This window comes from Streptomyces sp. NPDC039462 (assembly GCF_055639375.1).
Genome location: NZ_JBVKAO010000001.1, coordinates 1795081 through 1809041 on the forward strand (window position 1 = coordinate 1795081; position 13961 = coordinate 1809041).

Genomic DNA, 13961 nt, shown 5'->3' on the forward strand with positions numbered 1-13961 from the left:
TCTGACTCTCCGACGCGCGGTCACTCAGGCATTTGCCTGAGTCGTGGGCGCCCATCGAGGCGTCACGGGCGTCTGTGGCCTGGTCCCCTTGAGTGAGCGGGTGAACACGCCCCGCGATGTGGACCGGCTGATTCCCACGGCCTTGTCCCTCATCACGCACGGAGTACGGCGATCCGTGGCAACCGAGACGAATGGAGACGAACTTCCGTGAGCAAGGTGCTGTTAGTGCATGCCAAGGGTGGTCCGCCCCTCGGTCACGTCCTCTCCCGGACGGCCGCGAAGGCGGAAGTGCACCTGCTGGCGCTCAGCGCTCTTCCTCCCGCCGTGGCAGGTTCCGCCCACAGACTGTGCGCCTCGGTCGTGACGCCCGACGACGCGCACCACCCCGATCTCGTGTCCCTGATCGTCCGGCGGGCCGAAGCCGTGGGCGCGGACGCGGTGCTCACCTTCTCCGAGTACGCGGTCGTGGCCGTTGCCGAGGCGTGCGAGGCGCTCGGACTCGCGGGGGCGGGCGGCGCCGCCGCGCTCGCCCGCGACAAGCGGCTGATGCGGCACACCTGGCACCAACACGGCCTGCCGCAACCCGCGTTCCGCCCCGTCGCCACCGAGGCGGACCTGCACGCGGCCGCTCGCTCCCTGCCGGGACCGCTGCTGCTCAAGGCCGCCTGGAGCGCCGGGTCCACCGCCCACCAGATCATCCGCTCCCCGCACGAGGCGTCGGCCGCCTGGGCCCGCTCCCGCGACGTCATGGCCGAATCGGCGCAACTGGGCTACGCGGAGCTGCATGTGGCCGAGGCCGACGCGGACTTCGTGGTCGAGCAGATCGTCACCGGCACCGCGTCCGACTGGTTCGACGAGCCGGGCTGGGGCGACTACGTCAGCGTCGAGGGCGTCGTCACGGACGGCACCTTCCACCCGGTCTGCCTCAGCGGCCGGATGCCCACGGTCGAGCCGTTCACCGAACGCGCGAGCATCACCCCCGCCCCGCTGGGCCGGGACGCCCAGGACCGGATCGTGGAGCTCGCCCGGCGCGCGGTCGACGCCCTCGGCCTGCGCGACTGCGGAACCCACACCGAGATCAAGCTCGGCGCCGACGGCAGGATGTGGCTGATCGAGACGGCCGCGCGGTTCGGCGGCGCGATGACCGTGCCGCAGATCGAGGAGGTCTTCGGACTCGATCTGGTCGGCATGCTCGTCGATCACCTCCTCGGACGCCGGGTGGAATGGCCCGAGGAGGCTCTCACCCCCGCGCGGGCGCGCGGCGCGGCGGGCTCCCTCGTCGTCCTCGCGGTCGACGGGCGTGGCCGCGCCTGGCCGGACCGCAGGATCTGGGACTTCCCCGCCGTCTCGGCGAACACCTCCCTCAGCCGAGGCAGCCGCCTGTCGGTGGTCGCGGAGAGCTCGCTCCCCGACGGGAGTGCCGTGCCGGTCTACGAACCGGCCGCGGGCGCCAACACCATGGCGGCCCTGTGCCTGCTCTCGGCCACCGACGCGCGGACCGTACTCCGCGACTTCGAGACCCTGGTGGACGCCCTGCCCCAGGTCCTGCCCGCCGCCCGGCCCTCTGTCGTGGAACCCGAGGAGGTCTCGGCATGACCGCCCACCTGCTCACCGGCGCCGCCGAACCGGCCACGGACCGCACGGTCGTCGGCGAGAACCTCTCCCTGCCGCTCTTCCGCACCCTCTCCGGGGTCCTCGCGGGACACCCGTACCTCAAAGTCGTCGTCGACCGCGCCGAGAACACCTGGCACCTGCTCGACACCGCGGCCCACCCCTTCCACGTCGACTACGTCGCCACGCGCGTCCTGGGCATGGACCTCACCGCCCTCGACGCGGACCTCGACGCGTTCAACGCCTCCGTCTACATGGACCCCGAGCGCCGCTTCCTGCTCGGTGTGCTCTCCCTGCACACCGACGAGGAGGCCGACGGCCGCGAACGCACCTTCCTCGTCCTGGAGACGACCGAGGCCGACACCATGCACGGCGAACTGCTCGTCTACTTCTACGAGTTCGTACGCTCCCGGGTCGACGGCAGGCTGCCGCTGCTCCTCAAACCCGCCAACCACGGGCAGGAGGAGGAGCTTGCGGCGATCAGCGACCAGCGCGTGCCGCGCGTTCTCAGCCACGAACTCTTCGGCTCCCGGACCCGGACGCCGCTCAACCCCGGCGAGGCCACCGGCCGGCTGCGGTTCTTCCGCACGACCGAGGAGTACGAGGCAGCGGCGGCCCAGCTCGGCTGGGCGGACATCGTGGCCATGCCGTGCCTGCCCGACGACGTGCCCCGGGTGGCCGGATTCCTCAACACCGCGCCGATCACCCCGCTCTCCCACACCAACGTCCTCGCCTCCGGCTGGGGCATCCCCAACGCGATCGTGCGCGACCTCGAACAGCTCGTCGAGAAGGACGGCCTGGACGGCGCGTGGGTCCGCTACCGGGTCCGCGAGGACGAGATATCCCTGGAGCGGCTCGACCACGACCCCGCCCTGCGGGCCCCGGCCTGGCACCAGCAGCGCATCCGCCTCGAACCGCCCCTGCTCGACGACACCCCCGTCCTGTCCCTGCACCGGCTGCGCGCCGCCGACCGCGACCGCTACGGCACCAAGGCGGCCAACCTCGGCGAGCTGCACCACGTGCTCGACAGCCGTACGGCCGACCTGACCGCCTTCTACGGACGGCCCCGCCCGCCGCGCGAGCACCTCTACGGACACTTGGCGGCCCGCCTCGGCCTGACCGCGCCCGCCGAAGGCGAACTCCGCGCGCGTGCGGCCGAGTTCGTGTCCCGGACGGTCGGCGCCCCGGACGGCGTCGCGCTGCCCTTCGCGCTCCAGCAGCACTTCCTCTCCTCCTCGCCCGCCCTCCAACAGGGCATCGGCAAGCTGAAGATGGCACTCGAACTCGACGCGACCGACGTCCTGGACTCGCTCTGCCTGCAACTCCAGCACCTGATCCGGCAGGCCCCTGTCCCCGAGTCGGTCACCCGGCAGATCAGCCAGGCCTTTCCCGCCCCCGCCGGCTCGCGCGGCCGCCTGGTGGTGCGCTCCTCGTCCAACGCCGAGGACCTGCCGGGCTTCTCCGCCGCGGGCGTCTACGACTCCGTCACCACCGTCCACGGCACCGGCGAACTCCTGGAGGCCGTACGCCAGGTGTGGGCCTCACTGCTCTCGCCCCGCAGCGTGCGCCTCCGCCACCAGGTCGGCATCTCCCTGGACGACACCTACATGGGCGTCATCATCCAGGAGTACGTGCCCGCCTCCCTCGGCGGCGTCCTGGTGACCTGCAACCCCACCCGCCGCGAGGACTTCCGCAACGTCTACCTCAACTGTTCCCCCGGCTCCCCGGAACAGGTGGTCGAGGGCTCGGTCCTGCCGCAGCAGTACCTGTACAACACCGTGGAGGGCGGCGGCCGCACCGTCGCCCTGGGCTCCTGGGGCGACGCGCTCTCCGCCGCCACCCGCGCCCGGCTCGCCGACCTGTCCCTGACCGGGCGGCTCCTTCAGTCCCACTTCAGCGCGGACGACGTGGACCGGCCGCTGGACATCGAGTGGCTGATGACCGACCGGGGCGACTTCCGGCTGGTCCAGATCCGCCCGTACGCACTGTGAAGGCGCCCTCCGGCAAGGCGGCGCCAACCGGTCTCACGCCGACCGCCCAACGCATCATCCGGCTCAACTACGGCTTCCAGCTGCTGTTCAACCTGCTGTGGTGGATGCCCGTCTTCTACGCTTACCAGAAGGAGGCCGGGCTCTCCGACGGGCAGATCTTCGGCATCCAGAGCATCTACTACGTGGCCTTCTGCCTGTTCGAGATCCCGACCGGCCTGATCGCCGACCGGATCGGCACCCGCAACTGCCTGCGGGCCGGCGCGGTGGTCATGACGGCGGCGAACCTGGCTCCGGTGTTCAGCGCCTCCTACACCGGCTTCCTCGTCCACTTCCTGGCCATCGCCGCGGGCCGCTCCCTCACCTCGGGGGCGGCCAGCGCCTACCTGTACGACGGGCTGCGCGCCGAGAAGTGCGACGAGCACTACCTGAGGGCGGAGGGCACCGCACGGGCGCTGGGGCTGGTGGCGAAGGTCGTGTGCTGGCCGCTGGTCGGACCCTTGATGGCCGTGGCGCACCCGACCCCGTACGTGCTCAGCGCCGCGAGCGCGGCGGGCTCCCTCGCCTGCGCGGTCGCGCTGCCGCGCCTCGCGGGGGCGGACGGCGGCACGGGGAAGAGGGCGGGCGGGGGAGGCGCGTTCCTGCGGGACGCGGGCACCGCGCTCCGCTGCGTCGCCGCCTCGCGGTGGCTGGCCCTGGTGATGGTGCAGGGAGTTGCTGTCTTCACGCTCTCCCGGATCTGCCAGGTCAACCTCTTCCAGCCGATCCTCCTCGACCACGGCATCGCGGAGGCGTCGCACGGCGGTGTGATGGCGGCGATGACGGTGGCGGAGGCGGTGGCCTCGGCCCGCCCGCAGTGGCTGAGCCGCCGTCTGCCGCCGGTCGCCTGGGTCTCGATCCTCAGCCTCGCCCTCGCGGGCAGTCTGACGGCCATGACCCTCGGTGGACCGTGGGCCGTCGTCGCGCTGCTCTGCCTGTTCGCCGCCGCGACCGGCTTCGCGTACCCCATCCAGCGCAAGCTGGTGAACGACGCGGTGCCCGCGCACGCCCCGCGCGCCACCCTGCTCTCCGTCGAGAGCATCGTGGACCGCGCGGTGTGCGCACTGGCCGCGATCGCCGTGGGCGCCTATCTCGCCGCCGGGCGCCTGGACGCACTGCTGTGGCACAGCGCGCTCGCGACGGTGGTGCTGCTCGGCGTCTTCCAACTGCTCCTGCGCAGCGGGATGGTCAAGCAGGGGAGTGGTGCCGGTCCCCGAGCAGTTCCACCAGCCGGACCGGAAGAAACGCGGGCAGGTGCGGCCGGCCGACCTGATACGGCACGAAGCCGACCGCGGAAGCGGCTCTGACCTCCTCGGCGGTCTCCGCCTGATGGACGACTCGGCACCCGTCCGAACCGGCCTTCGCCCGCTGCCACAGGGCGGGGGCCGGTTTGCGCTCCGCCTCGGTACGCGGGGTGAGAATACGGTCGCCGAAGTCCTGCCACGCGAAGGGCGTGGACCCGCGCCACGTGGCGTCGACCTCCCGCTTCAGCCGGGCGGCACGCTCCGCGTCGGTCGCGCCCCAAGCGGACGGCACATTGGTGATCAGACCGACCCGGATGTGCCGTTCGCGCAGTTCACGCAGGTAGGAGGCCGCCGAGGGCCGATAGCTGGTGCCGCCGTCCTCGGCGGTGTGCACGAGGGTCTCGCCCAGGTCGAAGTACACGATGGGGCAGGCGGGCGCCGCCGCGCGCGCCGAACCACAGAGCACGGCAGGCGCCAGCGCCACGCTCAACGCGAGGCTCCCTCGCACGAGCCCCCTGAAGGCAGTTCGCTTCCATACGGCCACAGCCTTGTCCCCCCAACTTCCCTCACGCCCACCCAAGCACACTGCTCCACTGTGCTCTACCCCCGTTCTAGGCTGTCCACGTGACCGAAGACAACAGACCCCTGGCCGTGTTCGACCTGGACAACACTCTCGCGGACACCGCGCACCGGCAGCGGTACCTGGAGCGCAAGCCCCGCGACTGGGACGCGTTCTTCGCGGCGGCACCCCAGGATCCGCCGCTGGCCCGCGGCGTCGAACTGGCCCTGGCGAGCGCGGAGGAGTGCGAGGTCGTCTACCTCACCGGACGCCCCGAGCGCTGCCGCGCGGACACGGAGGAGTGGCTGGCCCGCCACGGCCTGCCTGCCGGACGCATCTGGATGCGCCGCAACGACGACCGCCGCCCCGCACGCCGCACCAAGCTGGAGATCCTCCGCGGCATCGCCCGCAAGCGTGAGATCCGCATCCTGGTCGACGACGACGAACTGGTCTGCGAAGAGGCAAAACGAGCAGGCTTCCCCGTCCACAGAGCCGACTGGGCAACACCATCAGCCCCCCTGAAGGACGCCCAAGAACGAGAGGGCCGCACCTGACCACTCCGCTGGGGGGCGCCCCGCCCAGGGGCGCGGGGAACGGCGCGAAATCCACGAACGCGCCTGCAGCAGACGACACACCAGAACGCCCCGTTCAGGGGCGCGGGGAACTGCGCGAGCAACCACAACGCACCCGCAGCAAACAACGCACCGTCGTACCCCGCCCCGCGAAGCGCTACTCGTCCTCCAGACGGAACCCCACCTTGAGCCCCACCTGATAGTGCTGGATCTCCCCGTCCTCGATGTGGCCCCGCACCTGCGTGACCTCGAACCAGTCCAGCGAGCGCAGCGTCTGCGCGGCGCGCGCGACGCCGTTGCGGATCGCCTGGTCGACGCCCTCGTGGGACGTGCCGACGATCTCGGTGACACGGTAGGTGTGGTTCGACATGAGGGTGATTCCTCCGGGCCGTCGGGAGTGAGGTCGCACGACCGATGTCGTACGACTCCGTGCAGTACCGTCACTCCACCGTGCCCCAACCCGCCCAGGAGCGCGAGATGGCACGCAAGATGACCGCTGCCCCTTGACCAGCGCATTGGTACGGACCAAACTCCAAGCCAGTAACCCGTTCGAGCCACGTGCTCACCCCCCCGCGTCGGGCTGACCTTCCCCTGTCCGCAGGCAGAAAGCGACCCACGTGAAACCGCACCGCCGCGCCACCGCGTCCCTGGCGCTCACCCTCTCCTCCACCGTCCTGCTCGCCGGCTGCGGCGTGCTCCCCGGCGGGGACGACAGCAGGACCGTCACGGTCTGGCTGATGCGGGGCAGCGCGTCGCCCGAGTTCGTGGAGCGCTTCACGGCGGACTTCGAGAAGGAGCACGACGGCATCGACCTGGACATCCGCGTCCAGGAATGGACCGGCATCGGCGCCAAGGTGAAGAAGGCGCTGAAGGAGGAGGGCGGCGACGGACCCGAGGTGATCGAGGTCGGCAACACCCAGGTGGCGCAGTACGTCGACGAGGGCGGCCTGTACGACCTCACCCTGGAGTCCGCACGCGACCTCGGCATGGACGACTGGCTCCCCGGCCTCGCCGAGCCGGGCCGCTACCGAGGGGCGCAGTACGGCATCCCCTGGTACGCCGCGAACCGCGTCGTCATCTACAACAAGGACCTCTTCGCCCAGGCGGGCATCACCGAGCCGCCCCGCACCCGCGAGGAGTGGATCACGGTCACCGAGAAGCTCAACACCGGCGGCAAGCAGGGGATCTACCTCGCCGGCCAGGACTGGTACACCCTCGCCGGGTTCATCTGGGACGAGGGCGGCGACCTTGCCAAGGAGACCAAGGAGTCGTCCGGCGACTGGCGCGGCGCCCTGCACACGCCCGCGGCGCTGCGCGGCATGGAGTTCTACCAGCGGCTGCAGGCGCTCGGGGACGGCCCGCGCGACGCCGACGAAGAACATCCGTCGCAGGCCGGCGTGTTCGCGGGCGGCGACGTCGCCCAGATCATCGCGGTGCCCGGCGCGGCCCGCGCCATCGAGGAGAAGAACCCCGAACTGAAGGGGAAACTCGGCTACTTCCCGATCCCCGGCAAGAAGGCCGGCAAGCCCGGCGCGGTCTTCACCGGCGGCTCCGACCTCGTCGTGCCCGAGCACAGCGACGACCACAAGGGCGCGGTCGAGGTCATCGAGGCGCTGGCGGGCAAGAAGTGGCAGATCGATCTCGCGCGGACCATGAACTACGTCCCGAACAAGGCGAAGCTGGCCCCCGCGGTCACCGGTGAGGAGGGCGTCGCTGCGATGGCCGTCGGCGCCGCGAACGGCCGGGCGACGCCCAACTCGCCGCGCTGGGCGGCCGTCGAGGCGGACAATCCCATCAAGGGCTACATGACGAAGGTCCTGACGGGCGGCGACCCGGCGACCGAGGCCCGTGCGGCGTCGCGCCGGATCACGGAGGCGCTGGACGTCGGCGGCCTGTGACGGGTGCCCGGCCCCGCCGCAGGGGGGCGGGGCCGGGCACCCGTCGGCACGGCTCTACGCCACCGTGCTCAGCGAAAGGGCGAAGCGCGCCCTCTCGTCCGTCCACCAGTGCGTCATCTCCAGGCCGGATCCGGCCAGTTCGGCGCGCACGCCGTCCTCGCGGAACTTGGCCGAGATCTCCGTGCGGAGCTCCTCGCCCGCGGCGAAGTCGACCGCCAGGTCGAGCGCGTGGATCTTCACGGTCTGGTCGGCCGTGGAGCGCAGCCGCATCTCGATCCACTCGCGCTCGCGGTCCCAGACGGCGACGTGCTCGAAGGCGTCCGGGTCGAAGTCCCCGGCCAGTTCGCGGTTGATCACCGCCAGGACGTTCTTGTTGAACGCGCCCGTCACGCCCGTCGCGTCGTCGTACGCCGAGACGAGCACCGACTCGTCCTTGACGAGGTCCGTGCCGAGGAGCAGCGCGTCGCCGGGGGCGAGGAGGTCGCGTACCGAGGCCAGGAACGTGGTGCGTTCGGCGGGCAGCAGGTTGCCGATCGTGCCGCCGAGGAACGCGACCAGGCGTGGACCCGGCGTGCCCGGCAGCGCGAGGCCGCGGGTGAAGTCGACGATCAGGGCGTGCACTTCGAGCCGGGGCCGCTGCGCGAGCAGGGTGTTCGCGGCGCCGGTCAGAGCGCTCTCGCTCACGTCCACGGGGACGTAGGTGTGCAGATCTGGCAGGGAGTCGATCAGGTGGCGGGTCTTCTCCGAGGATCCCGAACCCAGCTCGATCAGCGTGCGCGCCTTCGTGATCTCGGCGATCAGTGCCGAGCGGGCGACCAGGATCTCGCGCTCGGCGCGGGTGGGGTAGTACTCGGGCAGGGTGGTGATCTCCTCGAAGAGGGCGCTGCCGCGCGCGTCGTAGAACCACTTGGGCGGCAGGGTCTTCGGGGTGCGGGTGAGGCCGTGCAGGACGTCGGCGCGCAGCGCGGCGTCGGTGGCGTCCTCGGGCAGGGTGCGGGTCAGCAGGAACGGGCTCACGCAGGGGGCTCCTTGAGCGGGGTCAGCAGTACGTCGGTGCGGCTGGCGGCGAGCAGGGTGCGGTCGGGCACCTCGCGCCAGTGCGGGTCGTCGTCGTAGGGCTCGGAGGCCACGACGGTGCGGCGGCCGGGCTCCGCGAGATACCAGAGGGTGTCGCCCCAGGCGGTCGCGGTGATCGTCTCGCCGTTGGTGAGCAGGAGGTTGAGGCGGGAGGCGGGGGCCGCCTCCGCGACCTCCAGGACGGTGTCGGCGAGCGCCTGCCCCTCCTCGTCGCCGCGGCGCAGCCGGTGCAGGACGAGCGCCCACACCAGCGCGGAGTCGCAGCGCGCCTCCATCGAGAGCAGCTCGTCGGGCGGCAGGGTCGCAGTGAGCGGGGCGAGCGAGCGGGGCCAGCCGGTGACCGCGCCGTTGTGGCTGAACAGCCACGGCCCGGAGGCGAACGGCGCCGCCGCGGCCTCCCCGTCCGCGCCCGCCAGGGTCGCGTCGCGCACCGCGCCGAGCAGCGCCCCGGAGCGCACGACCCGGGCCAGGTCGGCGAAGGACGCGTCGCCCCAGATGGGCCCGGAGCGGCGGTACCGTCCGGGGACCGGGTCCCCTTCGGCGTACCAGCCCACGCCGAAACCGTCGGCGTTGACGGTGCCGTAGCGCTGTCTGCGGGGCGCCCACGACTGCCGGAACAGGCTGTGGGCGGGCGTCACGAGGACGCCGCCCAGCGGCTTCGGCGGGCCGAGATAGGCGAGATGACGGCACATCAGGCGGTCTCCGGTTCCGGCGCGTCGGCGGGCCCGGCGTCCCGTGCCGTGCGGAACCCGGCGAATATCTGCCGCCGCACCGGGTGGTCCCAGTTGCGGAACGTGCCGCGGCAGGCCACCGCGTCGACGGAGAAGGCGCCGCCGCGCAGCACCTTGTAGTCGCCGCCGAAGAAGACGTCGGAGTACTCGCGGTAGGGGAAGGCGGAGAAGCCCGGGTACGGCAGGAAGTCGCTGGCCGTCCACTCCCAAACGTCGCCGATCAATTGCCGCACGCCGTAAGCGGATTCGCCCGCCGGGTAGCTTCCCGCCGGGGCGGGGCGCAGGTGGCGCTGCCCCAGGTTGGCCCGCTCGGGCGTGGGGTCGGCGTCACCCCACGGGTAGCGCATCGACCGGTCGGTCACCGGGTCGTGCCGGGCCGCCTTCTCCCACTCCACCTCGCTGGGCAGGCGCCGGCCGGCCCAGCGAGCGTAGGCGTCCGCCTCGTACCAACTGACGTGCAGCACCGGCTCGTCGGCGGGCACCGGCTCGACGGTGCCGAAGTGCCGCCGCAGCCACTGGCCGCCCTCGCGCCGCCAGAACAGCGGCGCCCGGAGCTCGTGCCGCCGGACCATCGCCCAGCCGGCCGGATCCCACCACTGGATCCGTTCGTAGCCGCCGTCCTCGATGAAACGCTGGTACGCGGCGTTCGTCACCGGAGTCGTGTCGATGAAGAACGGCGGGACGAGGCGGCGGTGCGCCGGACGTTCGTTGTCGAGCGCCCAGGGCTCGGTGGAGGTGCCCATGGTGAACGGGCCGCCGGGCACGAGGACTTCGGAGGGTCCGGCGAAAGGCTCCCCGACGGGAGGTTCCGGCGCGGTGAGAGCGGTCGGGCCCGACCGCAGCTGATGCGTGATCAGCATTGTCTCGTCGTGCTGCTGCTCGTGCTGCGCGATCATGCCGAAGGCGAAACCCGCGTCGGTGAGCGGCGTGCCGCGGAACGGCGTCTTCTCCAGCACGTCGAGCGCGCGGCCGCGCACCTCGGCCGCGTAGCCGCGGGCCTCGGCGGGCGCAAGGAGCGGCAGGCTCGGGCGCTCGGCGCGGGGATGCTCGAAGGCGTCGTACAGCGGGTCGATCTCGGGCCGCATGGCGTCACGGCCGGCGACCGCGCGCAGCAGCCACTGCTCCTCCTGGTTGCCTATGTGCGCGAGGTCCCAGACCAGCGGCGACATCAGCGGGGAGTGCTGCGCGGTGAGTTCGGCGTCCTCCACGCAGCTGGTGAGGAGGGTCGTACGGTCCCGTGCGGCCAGGAGCGCGGCCAGGGCGCGCTCCCGCAGGGCTTCCGGGTCGGCGGTGGGGCCTGTCATCGGCGGGAGTCCTTCCCAGGTGTGTCAAGGGGGCGACGGCCGTCACGCAGGCCGTCCAGCAGGTCGTCGGCCGGGCAACGGCCCCGCGCGACGTACTGCGCGGCATACGTCGCCACGGCGTCCCGCACGGACGCGGGCGCGCCGAGCCGGGGCAGCGCGTCGACGGCGGCGGCGAAGCAGAGGACGGCGGCCTCGCGCAGTTCGGGGTCCGCCGGGCCGTGGCGCGCCGCGTCCAGCCAGAGCGGGCTGTGCGGCGCGGCGGGCGAGCCCGGCGGCCCGGACCGCTCGGCCAGCGGCTTCACGGCGCGGTAGGCGGTCTCGGCCGCCTCCGGGTCGTCGAACAGCGCGCTCGTCACGGCGAGCGGCACGATCCAGCCGTCCTCGCCGGGCTGCGCGTCGACCATCCGCAGCTCCAGGTGACCGCGCGGGCGGACCGGCGGAAACAGCGTGGTCAGGTGGTAGGCGAGGTCCTCGCGGGTGGGTCTGCGCGGCGCGCCGCGACGGGCCCACGTACGGAAACTCATCCCCTCCGGGACGCTCCAGGGCCCCTCGCCGGGCTCTCTCCGCACGCACATGACCGGCGCGTCCAGGGCGTGCCGGGTCCAGGCCTCCCGCGGCTCCACGTCGAGCGGCGGTGCGCCGGATCTGCCGGGCTCGATGCCCGCCCACACGGCCTGCCTGGTCGAACGCCAGCCGGTGGGCCGGCCGTCCTGCAGCGGCGAGTTGGCGAACGCGGCGACCAGGACGGGCCCCAGCAGATGCGCGAGACGCCAGCGCCGCGCGTAACCGAGCGGGCCCGGCTCCTCGTGGCCGGCGTCGAGACAGATCTGCACGGACGCCGTCGAGCACATCATGCGGCGGCCGGCCGGGCCCCCGCGGTCGAGGCAGGACTCCAGCGCGTCATAGCGGGGCTCGCGCAGCACCCGCGACGGCGGCCGCCACGGATCGGCGCCGACACCGCTGAGGGTGAGGTGGTGGGAACGTAATACGTCGCGTACGACGGCGAGATCGGCCTGCATGGCCGAGATGCACTCCGTCAGCGAGGCGGCGGGCAGCGAGCTGAGCTCCAGCTGACCGCCGGGTTCGACGGTGACGGACGAGTGCAGGGGCAGGGCCCGCAGTGCGGCATAGGCCGCTTCACGGCGGGCGGCCGGCACGGGCAGGTGGGGCGCACCTGGCGCGTGGACGAGCCACTCCAGCTCGACACCGGTGGTGCGAGGTGGTCCCGTCTTGAAGCAGATGCCGCGGACCAGCGCCTCCACTTCGGCTTCCGACACCGTGTCGCGCGCCTTCGTGCGGCGCGCGGTGCGGTGTTCCGTACAGTCTCCCTCAGGCATGCCGGGATCCTTCCTTCCGATGCTGCTCGTCACACCCAAAACCTTCACGGGCGTCCGCACAAGAGTGCCCCTCAGGCCGTTCCCGCACCAGGAATTTCCGTGACGCCGCCCACCGCACGAGGCTCACGACGCGTTCGCGACCGGACTCGGCCACTCCTCGTACCACCGCCGGTCCGCCTCCAGCTGGGCCGCCAGGGAGATCAGGAGAGGCTCGCTGCCCGCCGGTCCGAGGAGCTGGGCGCCGACGGGGAGGCCGCCCGGGGTGCGGCCCGCGGGGACGTTGACGCCGGGCCAGCCGAGCACGTTCCACGGCCACGCGTAGGGGCACGCGGCGATCATCGCCCGGTCGGTGCGCCAGCCGCTCATGGCGGCCAGCGTGCCGACGCGCGGCGGGGGAGCGGCCGTCGTCGGCGCGATGACCACGTCGTACGTCGAGAAGATGGCGCCCACCCGGCGGTGCAGCGCCGCCTCCGAGCGGCGCGCGAGCCGCAGCGGGGCGCCCTGCAACAGCCGCCCCATGCGGGCCGCTTCCCGGGTGCGCCGGTCGAGGAGGGAGACGTCCGGCACCTGCCGCGCCCACTCCGCGATGCCCGCCGTGGCCCGCGGCACGAACGCCAGGCCGATCTGCCCGTACCGCGGATCCGCCTCCGCCACGTCGTGCCCGAGCGCGGCGAGCCGTTCCGCGAGCGCCACCACCCGGTCCCGCACCACGGGGTGCAGGTGCTTGGGCGTCGCCGTGAACGGCATCCGCAGCGACAGGGCGATCCGCAGCCGCCCCGGATCGCGGGTCGCGGCCTCGGCGGCCCGCACGGCGGGCGGCCTGTGCAGATCGCCCGCATGGCTGCCGCTCGCCGCGTCGAGCAGCAGCGCGGCGTCCGCGACCGTCCTGGCCAGCGGCCCGTTGACGGTGATGCCGTGGAAGGCCTCCGGCCACGGCCACGTCGATATGCGGCCGCGCTGCGGCTTGATGCCGACCAGGTGTGTCCAGGCGGCGGGGATCCGCACCGAGCCGGCGCCGTCCGAGCCCAGCGCCGCGGGGACGAGCCCCGCCGCGACCGCGGCCGCCGAACCGCCCGACGAGCCCCCGGGCGTGTGAGCGGGGTTCCACGGATTGCGGGTGTCCCCGAAACCGGGACCCTCCGTGAACGGCCACTGCCCCAGCTCGCACGTGTTGGTCTTGCCCACGATCACGGCCCCAGCGGCGCGCAGCCTGCGTACGGCCTCCGAGTCCGCCGCACTCGGCGGGAATTCACCCCTGCATCCGAACGCGGTCGGCTCGCCCGCCACGTCCATGTCGTCCTTCACGGCCAGCGGCACCCCCAGCAGCGGCCGCTCCGAAGAGGCACCGCCCGCCGCCAACTCCCGGTCGGCGGCGTCCGCCTCCGCCAGCGCGGCCTCGGCCCGCACCCGCTTGAAGGCATTGAGCACGGGCTGCGACGCCTCGATCCTGGCCAGCGTCCGCTCGGTCAGCGCACGCGCGGACACTTCTCCCTCGGCCAGCGCGCGGGCGGTGCGCGCCAAACCCTCAGCCCGGTCGGCACGGTCGGCAGTCATGTGGGGGGCACCTTCGCTCGACGAACGGATGCCCGAACGTTAACCGG

The 13961-nt window shown here is 72.7% G+C and carries 12 protein-coding genes; 5 read left to right on the forward strand and 7 right to left on the reverse strand.

Features of this window, described 5'->3' with window-relative positions; translation table 11 throughout:
• Positions 1-207: 207 nt before the first annotated feature.
• Genes ACZ7LU_RS07295 through ACZ7LU_RS07305 form a run of 3 tightly spaced genes read left to right on the forward strand, consistent with a single transcriptional unit; the run spans position 208 to position 4945 of the window.
• Positions 208-1596 carry an ATP-grasp domain-containing protein gene (locus tag ACZ7LU_RS07295; protein WP_470979394.1) on the forward strand — a complete coding sequence of 463 codons (1389 nt, stop codon included), beginning with the start codon at positions 208-210 and terminating at the stop codon, positions 1594-1596.
• Complete coding sequence (locus tag ACZ7LU_RS07300) at positions 1593-3602, forward strand: PEP/pyruvate-binding domain-containing protein (RefSeq protein WP_470979391.1); 2010 nt, start codon at positions 1593-1595, stop codon at positions 3600-3602. The genes ACZ7LU_RS07295 and ACZ7LU_RS07300 overlap by 4 nt, the downstream gene beginning before the upstream one ends.
• A complete protein-coding gene (locus tag ACZ7LU_RS07305) occupies positions 3599-4945 on the forward strand; it encodes an MFS transporter (RefSeq protein ID WP_471915975.1) in 1347 nt (448 codons plus the stop codon). Before ACZ7LU_RS07300 ends, ACZ7LU_RS07305 begins: the two co-directional genes overlap by 4 nt.
• Here the strand turns inward: ACZ7LU_RS07305 and ACZ7LU_RS07310 are convergent.
• A complete protein-coding gene (locus ACZ7LU_RS07310; RefSeq protein ID WP_471916498.1) occupies positions 4827-5366 on the reverse strand; it encodes an HAD family hydrolase in 540 nt (179 codons plus the stop codon). The two genes, ACZ7LU_RS07305 and ACZ7LU_RS07310, sit on opposite strands and share 119 nt — an antisense overlap.
• Before the next feature lie 140 nt (positions 5367-5506).
• Between ACZ7LU_RS07310 and ACZ7LU_RS07315 the strand changes: the two genes are divergently transcribed.
• Positions 5507-5995, forward strand: coding sequence for a phosphatase domain-containing protein (locus tag ACZ7LU_RS07315; RefSeq protein ID WP_468713845.1), 489 nt, complete (start codon positions 5507-5509; stop codon positions 5993-5995).
• Between the two features lie 175 nt (positions 5996-6170).
• On the opposite strand, the gene ACZ7LU_RS07320 is transcribed toward ACZ7LU_RS07315, so the two are convergent.
• On the reverse strand, positions 6171-6383 hold the full coding sequence (locus tag ACZ7LU_RS07320; RefSeq protein WP_468084143.1) for a dodecin: 213 nt from the start codon (positions 6381-6383) through the stop codon (positions 6171-6173).
• A 247-nt stretch (positions 6384-6630) separates the two neighbouring features.
• On the opposite strand from ACZ7LU_RS07320, the gene ACZ7LU_RS07325 reads away from it, so the two are divergent.
• Positions 6631-7911 (forward strand): extracellular solute-binding protein, encoded by a 1281-nt coding sequence (locus ACZ7LU_RS07325; RefSeq protein ID WP_471915976.1) that lies wholly within the window; start codon positions 6631-6633, stop codon positions 7909-7911.
• Between the two features lie 54 nt (positions 7912-7965).
• On the opposite strand, the gene egtD is transcribed toward ACZ7LU_RS07325, so the two are convergent.
• The 5 genes from egtD to ACZ7LU_RS07350 form a co-directional block, all read right to left on the reverse strand.
• A complete protein-coding gene (gene egtD, locus ACZ7LU_RS07330; protein WP_471915977.1) occupies positions 7966-8928 on the reverse strand; it encodes an L-histidine N(alpha)-methyltransferase in 963 nt (320 codons plus the stop codon).
• Positions 8925-9680: an ergothioneine biosynthesis protein EgtC gene (gene egtC / locus ACZ7LU_RS07335; protein ID WP_471915978.1), complete on the reverse strand. Its 756-nt coding sequence runs from the start codon at positions 9678-9680 to the stop codon at positions 8925-8927. Before egtC ends, egtD begins: the two co-directional genes overlap by 4 nt.
• Positions 9680-11023, reverse strand: coding sequence for an ergothioneine biosynthesis protein EgtB (gene egtB / locus ACZ7LU_RS07340; protein WP_471110711.1), 1344 nt, complete (start codon positions 11021-11023; stop codon positions 9680-9682). The genes egtC and egtB overlap by 1 nt, the downstream gene beginning before the upstream one ends.
• Positions 11020-12360 carry an ergothioneine biosynthesis glutamate--cysteine ligase EgtA gene (egtA, locus tag ACZ7LU_RS07345; protein ID WP_471915979.1) on the reverse strand — a complete coding sequence of 447 codons (1341 nt, stop codon included), beginning with the start codon at positions 12358-12360 and terminating at the stop codon, positions 11020-11022. Before egtA ends, egtB begins: the two co-directional genes overlap by 4 nt.
• Before the next feature lie 123 nt (positions 12361-12483).
• Entirely contained in the window at positions 12484-13914 is a 1431-nt protein-coding gene (locus ACZ7LU_RS07350) for an amidase (protein WP_471915980.1), read from the reverse strand.
• Positions 13915-13961: the final 47 nt, after the last annotated feature.